The organism is Burkholderia sp. 9777_1386 (assembly GCF_015712265.1).
Classification (GTDB): domain Bacteria; phylum Pseudomonadota; class Gammaproteobacteria; order Burkholderiales; family Burkholderiaceae; genus Burkholderia; species Burkholderia cenocepacia.
Map to the genome: position 1 here is coordinate 71,989 of NZ_JACCQB010000001.1, position 15,064 is coordinate 87,052.

At 69.4% G+C, this 15,064-nt stretch carries 13 protein-coding genes; all 13 read left to right on the forward strand.

What is annotated here, in order from left to right; translation table 11 throughout:
* The first annotated feature begins 30 nt into the window (after nucleotides 1-30).
* Nucleotides 31-891 (forward strand): FAS1-like dehydratase domain-containing protein, encoded by an 861-nt coding sequence (locus H0X91_RS00250; RefSeq protein ID WP_006497851.1) that lies wholly within the window; start codon nucleotides 31-33, stop codon nucleotides 889-891.
* A gap of 38 nt (nucleotides 892-929) precedes the next feature.
* Nucleotides 930-2,093: an acyl-CoA dehydrogenase family protein gene (locus H0X91_RS00255; protein WP_006482162.1), complete on the forward strand. Its 1,164-nt coding sequence runs from the start codon at nucleotides 930-932 to the stop codon at nucleotides 2,091-2,093.
* A gap of 12 nt (nucleotides 2,094-2,105) precedes the next feature.
* Nucleotides 2,106-3,284, forward strand: a complete 1,179-nt coding sequence (locus tag H0X91_RS00260; protein ID WP_006482159.1) for a CaiB/BaiF CoA transferase family protein — start codon at nucleotides 2,106-2,108, stop codon at nucleotides 3,282-3,284.
* Nucleotides 3,285-3,303: 19 nt separating this feature from the next.
* The gene (locus tag H0X91_RS00265; protein WP_196432692.1) at nucleotides 3,304-4,701 is read left to right on the forward strand and encodes an MmgE/PrpD family protein; all 1,398 of its coding nucleotides are present in this window, start codon (nucleotides 3,304-3,306) and stop codon (nucleotides 4,699-4,701) included.
* Nucleotides 4,698-5,501, forward strand: a complete 804-nt coding sequence (locus H0X91_RS00270) for an HpcH/HpaI aldolase/citrate lyase family protein (protein WP_006482164.1) — start codon at nucleotides 4,698-4,700, stop codon at nucleotides 5,499-5,501. Before H0X91_RS00265 ends, H0X91_RS00270 begins: the two co-directional genes overlap by 4 nt.
* A 178-nt stretch (nucleotides 5,502-5,679) precedes the next feature.
* The gene (gene ehuR / locus H0X91_RS00275; protein WP_006482158.1) at nucleotides 5,680-7,092 is read left to right on the forward strand and encodes a MocR-like ectoine utilization transcription factor EhuR; all 1,413 of its coding nucleotides are present in this window, start codon (nucleotides 5,680-5,682) and stop codon (nucleotides 7,090-7,092) included.
* A gap of 107 nt (nucleotides 7,093-7,199) precedes the next feature.
* Nucleotides 7,200-8,171, forward strand: coding sequence for a hydroxyectoine utilization dehydratase EutB (gene eutB / locus H0X91_RS00280; protein ID WP_006482160.1), 972 nt, complete (start codon nucleotides 7,200-7,202; stop codon nucleotides 8,169-8,171).
* A gap of 1 nt (nucleotide 8,172) precedes the next feature.
* Nucleotides 8,173-9,177, forward strand: coding sequence for a cyclodeaminase (locus H0X91_RS00285; RefSeq protein WP_059721488.1), 1,005 nt, complete (start codon nucleotides 8,173-8,175; stop codon nucleotides 9,175-9,177).
* Nucleotides 9,178-9,187: 10 nt separating this feature from the next.
* Nucleotides 9,188-10,396, forward strand: coding sequence for an ectoine hydrolase DoeA (gene doeA, locus H0X91_RS00290; RefSeq protein WP_006489634.1), 1,209 nt, complete (start codon nucleotides 9,188-9,190; stop codon nucleotides 10,394-10,396).
* Between the two features lie 4 nt (nucleotides 10,397-10,400).
* Nucleotides 10,401-11,426: a N(2)-acetyl-L-2,4-diaminobutanoate deacetylase DoeB gene (gene doeB / locus H0X91_RS00295; RefSeq protein ID WP_006489637.1), complete on the forward strand. Its 1,026-nt coding sequence runs from the start codon at nucleotides 10,401-10,403 to the stop codon at nucleotides 11,424-11,426.
* Between the two features lie 13 nt (nucleotides 11,427-11,439).
* Nucleotides 11,440-11,910 (forward strand): Lrp/AsnC family transcriptional regulator, encoded by a 471-nt coding sequence (locus tag H0X91_RS00300; protein WP_006497860.1) that lies wholly within the window; start codon nucleotides 11,440-11,442, stop codon nucleotides 11,908-11,910.
* Nucleotides 11,911-12,031: 121 nt separating this feature from the next.
* Nucleotides 12,032-13,510 carry an NAD-dependent succinate-semialdehyde dehydrogenase gene (locus H0X91_RS00305; RefSeq protein ID WP_048988460.1) on the forward strand — a complete coding sequence of 493 codons (1,479 nt, stop codon included), beginning with the start codon at nucleotides 12,032-12,034 and terminating at the stop codon, nucleotides 13,508-13,510.
* Nucleotides 13,511-13,530: 20 nt separating this feature from the next.
* Nucleotides 13,531-14,925, forward strand: a complete 1,395-nt coding sequence (locus H0X91_RS00310; protein ID WP_006489628.1) for an aspartate aminotransferase family protein — start codon at nucleotides 13,531-13,533, stop codon at nucleotides 14,923-14,925.
* Nucleotides 14,926-15,064: the final 139 nt, after the last annotated feature.

The window sequence follows — 15,064 nt, forward strand, 5'->3', positions numbered from 1 at the left end:
GTCATTGCAAGCGCACCGGAGGCTCCACCCGTGTCGACCTCATCCTCGCAGCCCGCCACGCCCGCATCGCTCGATGCGTGGCTCGGCAAGACCGAAACGCTCGACGACGACATCACCGCGTTCCCGCTGAACGCGCTGGCCGCCACGCTCGACCGCCCGTCGCCCGGCGACGTCGTGCCGCCGATGTGGCACTGGCTCTACTTCCTGCCGATCGCGCCGCTGGCCGAGCTCGGCCCGGACGGTCACCCGAAGCGCGGCGGCTTCCTGCCGCCGGTGCCGCTGCCGCGCCGCATGTGGGCCGGCGGCCGCCTGACGTTCCATGCGCCGCTGCGTGCGGGGCGGCGCGCGACGCGCGAATCGACGATCGCGAACATCGAGGACAAGACGGGCCGCAGCGGCCGGCTCGTGTTCGTGACGGTGCAACACCGGATCGAATCCGGCGGCGCGCTGTGCGTCGAGGAGGAGCACGACATCGTCTATCGCGACGCGCCGCAGCCAGGTGCGCCGGCACCGAAGCCGGTCGCGCCGCCCGCGGGCGAGACGTGGTCGCGCACGGTCACGGCCGACGCGGTGATGCTGTTTCGCTATTCGGCGTTGACCTTCAACGGCCATCGCATCCACTACGACCGCCGCTACGTGACGCAGGAAGAAGGCTATCCGGGGCTCGTCGTGCACGGCCCGCTGATCGCGACGCTGCTCGTCGATCTCGTGCACCGCGAACGGCCGGACGCGACGCTCGCGAGCTTCGCGTTCCGCGCGGTGCGCCCGACCTTCGATTCGGAGCCGTTCACGCTGTGCGGCAAGCCGTCGGACGACGGCCGCACGATCGAGCTGTGGGCGAAGGATCGCGACGGCTGGCTGACGATGCAGGCCACCGCGACCCTCGCGTGACGTGATTCCTTCCTTTCCCTCATTCATCGACGACGGACATGCAGACGACGCAACACGACCCGTACCAGGACATCCGCGAAGCGGTGCGCGACCTGTGCAGCCACTTTCCCGGCGAGTATTTCCGCCAGATCGACGACGCGCGCGGCTATCCCGACGCGTTCGTCGACGCGCTGACGAAGGCCGGCTGGCTCGCCGCGCTGATTCCGCAGGAATACGGCGGCTCGGGGCTCGGCCTCACCGAGGCGTCGATCATCATGGAGGAGATCAACCGCGCGGGCGGCAACTCCGGCGCGTGCCACGGGCAGATGTACAACATGGGCACGCTGCTGCGCCACGGTTCGGCCGAACAGAAGCGCGCGTATCTGCCGAAGATCGCGAGTGGCGAGTTGCGCCTGCAATCGATGGGCGTGACCGAGCCGACCACCGGCACCGACACGACGAAGATCAGGACGACCGCCGAGCGACGCGGCGATCGTTACGTGATCAACGGGCAGAAGGTGTGGATCTCGCGCGTGCAGCATTCGGACCTGATGATCCTGCTCGCGCGCACGACGCCGCTCGCCGACGTGAAGAAAAAATCCGAAGGGATGTCGATCTTCGTCGTCGATCTGCGCGAGGCCATCGGCCACGGGCTGACGGTGCGGCCGATCCCGAACATGGTCAATCACGAGACCAACGAGCTGTTCTTCGACAACCTCGAGATTCCGGCCGACAACCTGATCGGCGAGGAGGGGCAGGGCTTCAAGTACATCCTCGACGGGCTGAACGCCGAGCGCACGCTGATCGCGGCCGAATGCATCGGCGATGGCTACTGGTTCATCGACAAGGTGTCGCAGTACGTGAAGGAGCGCGTCGTGTTCGGCCGCCCGATCGGGCAGAACCAGGGCGTGCAGTTCCCGATCGCGCGCGCGTTCGTGAACGTCGAGGCCGCGAGCCTGATGCGCTTCGACGCCGCGCGCCGGTTCGATGCGCACGCGCCGTGCGGCGCACAGGCGAACATGGCGAAGCTGCTCGCGGCCGACGCGTCGTGGGAGGCCGCGAACGCGTGCCTGCAATTCCACGGCGGCTTCGGCTTCGCGTGCGAATACGACGTCGAGCGCAAGTTCCGCGAAACGCGCCTGTACCAGGTCGCGCCGATCTCGACCAACCTGATCCTGGCCTACGTCGCGGAGCACCTCCTCGACCTGCCGCGCTCGTTCTGACGGAGGCCGACGATGCGACCCCTCGACGGCATCAAGGTAATCACCCTCGAACATGCGATCGCGGCGCCGTTCTGCACGCGCCAGCTCGCCGATCTCGGCGCGCGCGTGATCAAGATCGAACGGCCGGGCAGCGGCGATTTTGCGCGCGGCTACGACGAACGCGTGCACGGGCTGTCGTCGCACTTCGTGTGGGTGAACCGCTCGAAGGAGAGCCTGACGCTCGACGTCAAGCAGCCCGCTGCGGCGGCCGTGCTCGACGCGCTGCTCGCGGATGCCGACGTGCTCGTGCAGAATCTCGCGCCCGGTGCGGCCGAGCGTCTCGGGCTCGGCTACGACGCGTTGAAGCACACGCATCCGCGCCTGATCGTCTGCGACATCTCGGGTTACGGCGACGACGGCCCGTATCGCGACCGCAAGGCGTACGACCTGCTGATCCAGAGCGAAGCCGGGTTCCTGTCGATCACGGGCTCGCCCGGGCAACCGGCGAAGGCCGGCTGCTCGATCGCGGACATCGCGGCCGGCATGTACGCGTACACGAACATCCTGAGCGCGCTGCTGATGCGCGGCCGCACCGGCGCAGGGTGCCGGATCGACGTATCGATGCTGGAGAGCATGGTCGAGTGGATGGGCTACCCGCTCTACTACGCGATCGACGGGCAAAGCCCGCCCGCGCCGTCGGGCGCGTCGCACGCGACGATCTGTCCGTACGGCCCGTTCCCGGCCGGCGACGGCAAGACCGTGATGCTCGGGCTGCAGAACGAGCGCGAATGGAAGCTGTTCTGCGAGCAGGTGCTGCGGCAGCCGGCGCTCGCCGACGATCCGCGTTTCAACGCGAATTCGAAACGGCATGCGGCGCGCGACGCGGTCGATGCGCTGATCGTCGATGCGTTCGCGACGCTGACGGCCGCCGAAGTGATGCAGCGGCTCGACGCGGCCGGCATCGCGAACGCGCAGATGAACACGCTCGACGACGTATGGCGGCACCCGCAATTGCAGGCGCGCGAGCGTTGGCGCAGCGTCGACACGGCCGCGGGCCCGGTGCCCGCGCTGTTGCCGCCGGGGCTGCCCGCCGGCGTCGAGCCGCGCATGGATGCGGTGCCGGCGCTCGGCCAGCATACCGATGCGATCCTCGCCGAACTCGGCTACGACCGCGCGCGGATCGCCGCGCTGCGCGCGAACGGCACGATCTGATTCCGCTTTCACGACGACGATGACCCATCCGATTCCCGCCATTGCCACCGCCCCCGGCCGCACGCTCGCGACGTTCGCGTCGCAGCTGCGCTTCGACGCGATTCCCGCCGACGTCGTCGCGCGCACCGTCAATCTCTACGTCGACTGGCTCGGCTCCGCGCTGGCCGGCAAGGGCGCGCGCCCGGTCGAGACGATCGCGGCGTTCGCGCGCCGCGCGGGCGGCTCGCCCGGCGGGCCCGGCACGGCCGACGTGCTGATCGACCGCACGCCCGCGACACCGTACTTCGCGGCGATGACGAACGGCGCGGCATCGCATTTCGCGGAACAGGACGACGTGCACAACGGCGCGGTGTTTCATCCGGCGACCGTCGTGTTTCCGGTCGCGCTCGCGCTGGCGCAGGCCCGCGGCGCGAGCGGGCGCGACTTCATCGCGGCGGCGGTCGCCGGCTATGAAGTCGGCATCCGCGTCGGCGAGTTTCTCGGGCGTTCGCACTACAAGGTGTTCCATACGACCGGCACCGCCGGCACGGTGGCGGCCGCCGCGGCGGCCGGGCGGCTGCTCGGGTTGCCGCCGGAGCGGATGCTCGATGCGTTCGGCTCGGCCGGCACGCAGGCGAGCGGATTGTGGGAATTCCTGCGCGATGCGGCCGATTCGAAGCAGCTGCATACGGCGATGGCCGCCGCGAACGGGCTGATGGCGGCCGAGCTTGCGCGCGACGGGTTTCGCGGCGCCACGCGGATTCTCGAAGGCGCGCAGGGGATGGCGGCCGGCATGTCCACCGATGCGGACCCGGCCCGCCTGACCGACCGGCTCGGCGCGCGCTGGGCGACCGCGGAAACGTCGTTCAAGTATCACGCGTCGTGCCGCCACACGCATCCGGCCGCCGACGCGCTGCTCGCGGTGATGGCGCGCGAGCGGCTGGCGGCGGCGGACATCGGGACGGTCGTCACGCACGTGCACCAGGGTGCGCTCGATGTGCTCGGCGCGGTCACGGTGCCGCGCACCGTGCATCAGGCGAAGTTCAACATGGGCACCGTGCTCGCGCTGGCCGCGTTGCACGGGCACGCGGGCGTCGACGAATTCGAGCGCGATTACGCGGCTGCCCACGTCGCCGCGTTCCGCGACCGCGTGTCGATGGCGTTCGACGACGAAGTCGATCGCGCGTATCCGGCGCGCTGGATCGGCAAGGTCACGGTCACGACGCGCGACGGCCGCACGTTCACGGGCCGCGTCGACGAGCCGAAGGGCGATCCGGGCAACACGCTGTCGCGCGACGAGATCGCGCGCAAGGTACGCACGCTCGCCGCGTTCTCGGGCGCGGCGTCCGGCGCCGAGGTCGAGCGGCTCCTTGCCGACGCGTGGCTGGTCGCATCGTGCGATGCGATCGGCACGCTGTTTCCGGAGGCCTCGGCATGACGTCCGCGTCCGCCCGTTCGTGGCTGTTCGTTCCCGGCAATCGTCCGGAGCGCTTCGAGAAGGCGCGCGCGGCCGGCGCCGACGCGGTGATCGTCGATCTCGAGGATGCCGTGCCGCCGGACGGCAAGCCGGCGGCGCGCGATGCGGTCGTCGCGCAGCTCGATGCCGCGCGGCCCGTGTGGGTGCGCGTGAACGCGGCCGACACCGCATGGTTCGCCGACGACCTCGCGGCGCTCGCCGCGCATCCGGGCGTGGCCGGCGTGATGCTGCCGAAGTGCGACACGCGTGCGCAGGTGGACGCGGTGCTCGCGCATGCGCATCGCGCACTCGAACTGCTGCCGATCGTCGAGACGGCGACCGGCATCGCGGGGCTCGACCAGGTGTGTGCGGCGCCGCGCGTCGTGCGCGTGGCGTTCGGCACGCTCGATTTCCAGGTCGATCTCGGGATCGACGGCGACGGCGAAGCGCTGAACGCGTTCCGCTCGCGGATCGTGCTCGCGTCGCGGCTGGCGGGGATCGCGCCGCCGGTCGACGGCGTGTCGACGGTCATCGACGATCCGGCCGCGATCGAACGGCATGCGCGCTACGCGCGGGGCTTCGGCTTCGGCGGGAAACTGTGCATTCATCCGAAGCAGATCGACGCGGTGCATCGCGCGTATGCATGGACCGACGCGGAACAGGCGTGGGCGCGGCGCGTGCTCGATGCCGTCGACGCGAGCGGCGGTGCGGCCGTGGCGCTCGACGGCAGGATGGTCGACATGCCGGTGATCCTGAAGGCGCGGCGGATTCTGCGCGGGTAGGCGGCCCGCGACATGGGTCCGAACGATAAAGGTGCCGGATTCGTCTCCGTCCCGGGCACGCCGATTGCCTCGCTCGATTCGACCCGTAAGTCCTGCTTTCGCGCGCGATTGCACTAGGACAATATTTTCGGGGTGTCTTTCTGAGCGACCATGCGGAAGCCACGACGGAGACATCGAGATGGGACGGACGGAGGTATCGGCAGGCTGGCGCGACGCGATCGGCGCGGTGCACGGCATCGAGTCGAAATACAAGCGGCTCGTGAAGGCGATCGCCAGCGACATCGAGAACGGCGCGCTCGCGCCGGGCGCCCGGCTCGCGCCGCAGCGCGACGTCGCATCGAGCCTCGGCGTCAGCGTGCAGACCGTCACCAATGCGTACAAGGAGCTGGAGCGCCAGGGGCTGATCCGCTGCGAGGTCGGCCGCGGCAGCTTCGTGGCCGCGCGCGTGACCGAATCGATGTCGAACTACATCCTCGATACGACCGAGCGCGAACTGGTCGACTTCTCGATCGCCCGCATCGTGCACACGCCGGAGCACGATGCCGCGTGGCGCGGCGTGTGCGCGGCGCTGGCCGGCACCGACGACCAGCCGTGGATCCGCTCGTTCCGGCCGATCGCCGGGCTGGATGCGCATCGCGACGCCGGCGCCGCGTGGCTCGCATCGCTGAACATGCCGGTGCACCGCGAATCGCTGCTGGTCACGAACGGCGCGGCGCACGGGATCTTTCTCGCGCTCGCGTCGATCGTCGGGCCGGGCGATACCGTGTTGTGCGAAAGCCTGACCGATCACGGCGTGATCGGCTCCGCGAACGTGCTCGGGTTTACGCTGAAGGGGCTCGAGATGGACGAGCACGGCATCCGTCCCGAACATTTCGAGGAGATGTGCGACGGCGAGCGGATCAGCGCGCTCGTCTGCACGCCGACCCTCAATAATCCGACCGTGTCGATGATGACCGAGTCGCGGCGGCGCTCGATCGCGCGCATCGCGACGCGCTACGGCGTGTACGTGATCGAGGACGACGTGTACGGTCCGCTGCCCGAGAAGACGGGCACGCCGATCGCGAGCCTGATTCCGGAGCTCGGCTTCTACTGCACGAGCATGACGAAATCGGTGCTGACCGGATTGCGCACCGGCTATCTCGCGATGCCGCGGCGGCTCGCGTTGCGCGTCGAGAGCGTGCTGCGCGTGAGCAGCTGGATGGCGACGTCGCCGATCGCGGAGATCGCGACGCGCTGGATCGCCGACGGCACCGCGCGGCGGCTCGTCGAACTGCAGCGCCAGCGGCTCGCCGTGCGTCAGGAGATGGTGAAGGCCGCGCTGGGGCCGTATGTGCTCGGTGCGCACCCGAACGCGCTGTCGGCCTGGCTGCGCGTGCCCGACTACTGGCAGGCCGAGCGGATCGTGCGCGAATTGCGCACCCGCAAGATCGCGGTGACGTCGCCCGATCCGTTTCTCGTCGGCGGCACGGAGCGGCCGAACGCGGTGCGCGTGTGCATCGGCGCCGAAACGTCCGATGCCGCGTGCAACGCGGCGCTCGAAACGATCGCCGGCGTGTTCGAACAGTATCCGCACCTGAACGATTTCCACTGAACCGGCGGCGCTGCCGCGATGTCGCGCGCAATGTATCAGGACATTCGAAAGCGCGATTTGGAACATTAGACTGGATCGCATCACATTCGTCGCGAGGCGTGCGTTCCATGTCTTTCCTGTCGCTGTCCGACGTCTATCGCGCGCGCCGCCGCCTCGCCGGGCGCGCCGACGGTACGCCGCTCGTCGCGTCCGCCGCGCTGTCCGCGCGGGTCGGCGCCCCCGTTCATCTGAAGCTCGAAACGCTGCAGCCGACCGGCAGCTTCAAGCTGCGCGGCGCGACCAACGCGCTCGCGGAACTTGCCGCGCAGCGCGTGACGCGCGTGGTCACCGCGTCCACCGGCAACCACGGCCGCGCGGTCGCGCATGCGGCACGCGCGCTCGGCATCGACGCGGCCGTCTGCATGTCGTCGCTCGTGCCGGCCAACAAGGTCGACGCGGTCGCGGCGCTCGGCGCGCGCGTGGTGATCGTCGGCGACAGCCAGGACGACGCGCAGGTCGAAGCGCGGCGGCTGGTGCGCGACGAAGGCTACGCGTACGTGCCGCCGTTCGACGATCCGCGCATCATCGCCGGCCAGGCGACGATCGGCGTCGAGATTCTGGAAGCGCTGCCCGATACCGCGACGCTCGTTGTGCCGCTGTCGGGCGGCGGCCTGTTCAGCGGCGTCGCGTTTGCCGCGAAGGCGATCCGGCCGCCGATCGAGGTGATCGGCGTCTCGATGGCGCGCGGCGCCGCGATGCATGCGAGCCTCGCGGCCGGCCGCCCGGTCGACGTCGACGAGCAGCCGACGCTGGCCGATTCGCTCGGCGGCGGCATTGGCCTCGACAACCGCTACACGTTCGACATGACGCGCGCGCTGGCCGACGACGTCGTGCTGCTCGACGAGCCGTCGATCGCGCGCGGCATCGCGCATGCGTATCGGGAAGAACGGCTCGTCGTCGAAGGCGCCGGCGCGGTCGGCCTCGCCGCATTGCTGGACGAGCGGATCGTGCGCCGCGATCGCGGCGGCCCGATCGTGGTCGTCGTGAGCGGCGCGAACATCGACATGGCCGCGCATCGCCGGCTCGTTTCGGAGCACTGACATGGCCCATCCCGTCACGTTGCTCGGCCAGGCGCAATTGCGTGCGCTGGTGCCGCTCGATCTCGCCGCGATCGACCAGGTCGAGGCCGCGTTCGCGTCGCTCGCGACCGACGCCGTCGTGATGCCGCCGATCCTGAATCTCGCGCTGCCGGCGCGCCACGCCGAAGTGGACGTGAAGACCGCGTACCTGCCGCGCTTCGACAGCTTCGCGATCAAGGTCAGCCCCGGCTTCTTCGACAATCCGTCGCTCGGGCTGCCGAGCCTGAACGGGCTGATGCTCGTGCTGTCGGCCCGCACCGGCCTGACCGAGGCCGTGCTGCTCGACAACGGCTACCTGACGGCCGTGCGCACCGCGGCGGCCGGCGCCGTGGCCGCGCGCCGGCTCGCGCGCGCCGATGCGCACCGCGCGGCGATCGTCGGTGCGGGCGAGCAGGCGCGGTTGCAACTCGCTGCGCTGAGGTTGGTGCGCGACATCACCCACGTGACGGTGTGGGCGCGCGACACCGCGCGGGCCGCGCAGTTCGCGGCCGACGTGCGCGCGGCGCACGGCATCGATGCGACGGTCGCGCGCTCGGTGCATGCGGCGCTGGCCGACGCGGACATCGCCGTGACGACCACGCCGAGCCGCGCGCCGCTCGTGCACGCGGAGGACTTGCATCCCGGGCTGCACGTGACGGCGATGGGTTCGGACGCCGATTACAAGACCGAACTCGCGCCGTCGGTGTTCGGCGCGGCACGCTATTTCTGCGACCGGCTGCAGCAGACCCGCGTGGCCGGCGAGCTCGCGCATGCGATCGCGGCTGGCGTGGTCGCGGCCGATGCGGTGTTTCCCGAGCTCGGCGAAGTCATCGCCGGCCGGCGCGAAGGCCGCACGCATCGCGACGACATCACGATCTGCGACCTGACCGGCACCGGCGCGCAGGACACCGCGATCGCCGTGCTCGCGCTGCAGCGCGCCCGTGCGGCCGAAGCGGGCACGATTTTTCACAACGACCTCACGACTTGAGAGGAGACAGATGGCCGCAGTCATCGAAACCAACGAAGCCGCGCCGCGTCTCGCGTTCGCGCGCAGCGAATATGCTGCGCGGATCGCGAAGACGCGTGCGGCGATGGAGCGGGCCGGCATCGACCTGCTGATCGTCACCGACCCGACCAACATGGGCTGGCTGACCGGCTATGACGGCTGGTCGTTCTACGTGCACCAGTGCGTGCTGCTTGCACTGGACGGCGAACCCGTGTGGTTCGGCCGCAGCCAGGACGCGAACGGCGCGAAGCGCACCGCGTTCATGGCGCACGAAAATATCGTCGGCTATCCCGATCATTACGTGCAGTCGAGCGCGCGCCATCCGATGGATTACCTGTCGACCGAGGTGATCGCGGCGCGCGGCTGGAGCACGCTGCGCATCGGCGTCGAGCTCGACAACTACTACTTCAGCGCGGCGGCGTACGCGTCGCTGCAGCGGCATCTGCCGGGCGCGCGCTGGGTCGATGCGACCGCGCTCGTCAACTGGCAGCGCGCGGTGAAGTCGCCGCGCGAGATCGAGTACATGCGCGTGGCCGCCCGCATCGTCGAACGGATGCATGCGCACATCGTCGAGACGATCGAGCCGGGCATGAAGAAAAGCGACCTGGTCGCGCAGATCTATGCGACCGGGATCGGCGGCGCGGACGGCTTCGGCGGCGACTATCCGGCGATCGTGCCGCTGTTGCCCACCGGCGCGGATGCTGCCGCGCCGCACCTGACCTGGGACGACTCGACGTTCGCGCGCGGCGCCGGCACGTTCTTCGAGATCGCCGGCTGCTACCGCCGCTATCACTGCCCGCTGTCGCGCACCGTCTATCTCGGCAAGCCGCCCGCGCACTTCATCGAAGGCGAGCGCGCGGTGGTCGAGGGCATCGAGGCCGGGCTCGCGGCCGCGAAGCCGGGCAACGTGTGCGAGGACATCGCGAACGCGTTCTTCGCGGTGCTGCGCCGCGCGGGCATCGAGAAGGACAGCCGCTGCGGCTATCCGATCGGTGCAAGCTATCCGCCCGACTGGGGCGAGCGCACGATGAGCCTGCGTCCGGGCGACCGGACGGTGCTCGAACCCGGCATGACGTTCCATTTCATGCCGGGGCTGTGGCTCGACGACTGGGGGCTGGAGATCACGGAGAGCATCCTGATCACCGAGACCGGCGTCGAGACGTTCTGCAACGTGCCGCGCAAGCTGTTCGTGAAGGAGTAGGGCGATGCGTGCTTCCCCGATTACGCCGACCGTCGATTTCGACGCGGACGGCGAACAGCACGGCTTCCTGAAGCTGCCTTACTCGCGCGACGATTCCGCGTGGGGCGCGATCATGATTCCGGTGACCGTCGTGAAGCGCGGCGACGGGCCGACGGTGTTGCTGACCGGCGGCAACCACGGCGACGAATACGAGGGGCCGGTCGCGCTGTCGAAGCTCGCCGGTTCGCTGAAGGCGGCCGACGTGACCGGCCGCGTGATCGTCGTGCCGTTCATGAACTATCCGGCGTTCCGCGCCGGCTGCCGCACGTCGCCGATCGATGCCGGCAACCTGAACCGCAGCTTCCCGGGCCGGCCGGACGGCACCGTGACCGAGAAGATCGCCGATTACTTCCAGCGCCACCTGCTGCCGCTCGCGACGCACGTGCTCGACATTCACGCGGGCGGGCGCACGCTCGACTTCGTGCCGTTCGCGGCGATTCACGTGCTGGAGGATCGCGAGCAGGAAGCGCGCTGCGAGCGTGCGATGCGCGCGTTCGGCGCGCCGTATTCGATGCGCATGCTGGAACTCGACAGCGTCGGTCTCTACGACAGCGCGGCCGAGGAAGCCGGCAAGGTGTTCGTGTCGACCGAGCTGGGCGGCGGCGGCACGTCGACGGCGGCGAGCGTCGCGATCGCCGAGCGCGGCGTGTACGGATTTCTCGCGCATGCGGGCGTGATCGCGAAGGACGTCGTGGACGGCAACGCGCCACGTACGACGACGCTGCTCGACATGCCGGACGGTTCGTGCTTCACGACGAGCGAGCATCACGGGCTGCTCGAGATGTGCCGCGATCTCGGCACCGAGGTCGACGCCGGCGACGTGCTCGCGCGCGTGCACGCCGTCGACCGCACGGGCGTCGCGCCGGTCGAATACGTCGCGCGGCGGCGCGGGCTGCTCGCGGCCCGGCACTTCCCGGGCATCGTGCAGCCCGGCGACACGGTCGCGGTGGTGGCCGACATCGTCGAGCGCAACATTCCGGTGGCCGTATGAGGACGCGCACGACGTGATCAAGCTCGACCGATACGACCTCGCGATCCTGCGCCTGCTCGAGCGCGACGGGCGCATCACGAAGTCGAAGCTCGCCGAGGCCGTGAACCTGTCGATTTCGCCGGCATGGGAGCGCGTGCGCAAGCTGGAGGAAAGCGGCGTGATTCGCGGCTATCGCGCGGACGTCGACTGGATCGGCGCGTTCTCGGGCAGCCGCATCGTCGTCGAGGTGACGCTGTCGCGGCACACCGCGCCCGACATGCGACGCTTCGAGGATCGCGTGGCCGCGGCGCCCGAGGTCGCGCAGTGCTACGCGACGGGTGGCGGCGTCGACTACGTGCTGCACGTGGTCGCGCGCGACATCGACCATTACCAGCGCTTCATCGATGCGCTGCTGATGGAAGACCTCGGCATCGAGCGCTACTTCACGTACATCGTGACGAAGGTCGTGAAGTGCGAATCCGGCGGCGCGCCGGACTGGCTGTAAAAGTTCGCGCCGGCGCGTGGCAATACGGAAAAAACCGGCATTTCCGGCCGTGCAAACCGAAATTTCCGCATGCGCCGGCGCGACACAATGAAGTCCGTGCCCACCAACGAGGAGACGCAGCATGCTGCCCGGACACCCCGTTCTGTTCAAGTCGACCTGCTATGTCGACGGTCGCTGGATCCACAGCGACAGTGCCGCGACGGTCGCCGTCGTGAACCCCGCGGACCAGGCCGTGATCGGCCACGTGCCGATGCTCGAACGCGCACAGATCGTCGCGGCCGTCGACGCCGCGCAGCGCGCGTACGAGACCTGGCGCTGGACGCCGCAAGCGGTGCGCAGCGCGGCGTTGCTGCGCTGGCATGCGCTGATCCTGCGTCACGTCGACGATCTGGCCGCGCTGCTGTCGCTGGAACAGGGCAAGCCGCTGGCCGAAGCGCGCGGCGAGATCCGCTATGCGGCGAGCTTCGTCGAATGGTTCGCGAGCGAGGCGAAACGCGTCGCGGGTCGCACGATCCCGACGCATATCGACGGCGCGCATCTCGGCACCGTGATGGAGCCGGTCGGCGTCGCCGCGCTGATCACGCCGTGGAATTTCCCGGCCGCGATGATCACGCGCAAGGCGGCGGCCGCGATCGCGGTCGGGTGCGCCGTGGTCGTGAAGCCCGCGCACGAAACGCCGTTCTCGGCGCTCGCGCTCGCGCAACTCGCTGACGAGGCCGGCTTGCCGGCCGGCGTGTTCAACGTCGTGCTCGGCGAACCGCAGATGGCGATGGAAACGCTGGTCGGCGATGCGCGCGTGCGTGCGGTGAGCTTCACCGGCTCGACGCGCGTCGGCCGGCTCGTGACCGAAACCGCCGCGAAGGCCGGCATCCGCAAGATCGCGCTCGAACTGGGCGGCAATGCGCCGTTCATCGTGACCGAGGATGCGGACGTCGACCAGGCGGTACAGGTTGCCGTCGGCGCGAAGTTCCAGACGTCCGGCCAGGACTGCTGCGCGGCGAACCGGATGCTCGTCGCCCGCCCGCTGTACGACACGTTCGTCGAACGGTATGCGCACGCGGTGCGGGCGCTGAAGACGGGCCCCGCGTTCGAGCCGGGCGTGGACGTCGGTCCGTTGATGCACCAGGCCGCATTCGACGCGACCGTGGCGCGGGTCGAGGATGCGCGGGCACGCGGCGCACGCATCGTCGCGGGCGGCCGGCCGCACGCGCTCGGTGGCTGGTTCTACGAGCCGACCGTGATCGCGGATGCCGCGCCCGGCATGCGCGTGGTCGACGAGGAAAACTTCGCGCCGATCTCGGCCGTCAGCGCGTTCGACACGCTCGACGAAGCGGTCGAAACGGCCAACGACACCGAGTACGGCCTCGCCGCGTACGTGTGCGCGACCCGCATCGACACGATCTTCCAGCTGGTGCGGCGGCTCGATTTCGCGATGGTGTCGGTCAACGGCGTGAAATTCACCGGTGCGCCGATCCCGTTCGGCGGGATGAAGGCGTCGGGCCTCGGGCGCGAAGGCGGCGCCGAAGGCTTCGAGCCGTTCACGGAAACCAAGTACTTCTGCCTCGGCAATCTCGGCCTGCCTGTTGCGGCGACGGCCTGACCCATTCAAAGGAGCTCATCATGACGAAATCGATCGACGCACTGCTGCGCGAGGACCGTGCCCACTTCATGCACCCGTCGACGCACGCATACGACCACGAGACCGGCGCGCTGCCGGGCAAGATCGTGCGCGGCGGCGAAGGTATCCGCATCGAGGATCACCAGGGCAAGCGCTACATCGACGCGTTCGCCGGCCTCTACTGCGTGAACATCGGCTATGGCCGCACCGAAGTGGCCGACGCGATGTACGAACAGGCGAAGCAGCTCGCGTACTACCACACGTACGTCGGCCACGCGTCGGACGCGATCATCGAGTTGTCGTCGCGGATCATCGACTGGTCGCCGGCGGGGATGAAGAAGGTCTATTACGGGATGTCGGGTTCCGACGCGAACGAGACGCAGGTCAAGATCGTCTGGTACTACAACAACGTGCTCGGCCGCCCGAACAAGAAGAAGATCATCTCGCGCGAGCGCGGCTATCACGGCTCGGGCATCGTGACGGGCAGCCTCACGGGCCTGCCGAGCTTCCACCAGCATTTCGACCTGCCGATCGACCGCGTGAAGCATACGGTGTGTCCGCACTGGTATCGCAAGGCGCCGGCCGGCATGAGCGAGGCGCAGTTCGTCGCGTACTGCGTCGACGAGCTCGAGAAGCTGATCGCCCGCGAGGGCGCCGATACGGTCGCCGCGTTCATCGCGGAGCCGGTGATGGGCACGGGCGGCATCATCGAACCGCCGGCCGGCTACTGGCCCGCGATCCAGGCCGTGCTGCGCAAGCACGACATCCTGCTGATCTCCGATGAAGTCGTGTGCGGGTTCGGGCGGCTCGGCTCGAAGATGGGCGCGCAGCACTTCGGGATCGAGCCCGACCTGATTACGGTCGCGAAAGGGCTGACGAGCGCGTATGCGCCGCTGTCGGGCGTGATCGTCGGCGAGAAGGTGTGGGACGTGATCGCGCGCGGCTCGCAGGAACACGGGCCGATGGGGCACGGCTGGACGTATTCCGGTCATCCGGTATGCGCGGCCGCCGCGCTCGCGAACCTCGCGATCCTCGAGCGCGAGAACCTGGTCGGCAACGCGGCCGACGTCGGCGGCTACTTCGGCGCGAAGCTGCGCGACGCATTCGGCGCGCATCCGCTCGTCGGCGAGGTGCGCAGCGTCGGCATGCTGGCCGCGCTCGAATTCATGGCCGACAAGGACGCGCGCACGCCGTTCGATCCCGCGCTGAAGATCGGTGCGCAGGTGTCGGCGGCCGCGTTGCAGCGCGGCGTGATCGCGCGGGCGATGCCGCACGGCGACATTCTCGGCTTTGCGCCGCCGCTCGTGATGACGCGTGCGGAGGCTGACGAGATCGTCGCGATCGTCAAGGATGCGGTGGACGAGGTCGCCGAGCGGAACCTGTCGGCCGTCGCGTGACGTTCGAGCGGTGCTGATGCGCGCCTCGGCGCGCGAGATGACGCCGCCGCATGCAAATGCGGCGGCGTTTTTTCTTGCCGGTACGGATACGGTTCGAGCAAACCGTCAGTGCATCGCCTGCGGTGCGCGTCGGCTACCG

Bases quoted from the DNA above. Each gene is read 5' to 3' on its own strand.
- H0X91_RS00260 (WP_006482159.1), top strand. From the start codon at position 2,106: ATGCGACCCCTCGACGGCATCAAGGTAATCACCCTCGAACATGCGATC.
- H0X91_RS00285 (WP_059721488.1), top strand. From the start codon at position 8,173: ATGGCCCATCCCGTCACGTTGCTCGGCCAGGCGCAATTGCGTGCGCTG.
- doeB (WP_006489637.1), top strand. From the start codon at position 10,401: ATGCGTGCTTCCCCGATTACGCCGACCGTCGATTTCGACGCGGACGGC.
- doeA (WP_006489634.1), top strand. From the start codon at position 9,188: ATGGCCGCAGTCATCGAAACCAACGAAGCCGCGCCGCGTCTCGCGTTC.
- eutB (WP_006482160.1), top strand. From the start codon at position 7,200: ATGTCTTTCCTGTCGCTGTCCGACGTCTATCGCGCGCGCCGCCGCCTC.
- ehuR (WP_006482158.1), top strand. From the start codon at position 5,680: ATGGGACGGACGGAGGTATCGGCAGGCTGGCGCGACGCGATCGGCGCG.
- H0X91_RS00305 (WP_048988460.1), top strand. From the start codon at position 12,032: ATGCTGCCCGGACACCCCGTTCTGTTCAAGTCGACCTGCTATGTCGAC.
- H0X91_RS00270 (WP_006482164.1), top strand. From the start codon at position 4,698: ATGACGTCCGCGTCCGCCCGTTCGTGGCTGTTCGTTCCCGGCAATCGT.
- H0X91_RS00310 (WP_006489628.1), top strand. From the start codon at position 13,531: ATGACGAAATCGATCGACGCACTGCTGCGCGAGGACCGTGCCCACTTC.
- H0X91_RS00265 (WP_196432692.1), top strand. From the start codon at position 3,304: ATGACCCATCCGATTCCCGCCATTGCCACCGCCCCCGGCCGCACGCTC.
- H0X91_RS00255 (WP_006482162.1), top strand. From the start codon at position 930: ATGCAGACGACGCAACACGACCCGTACCAGGACATCCGCGAAGCGGTG.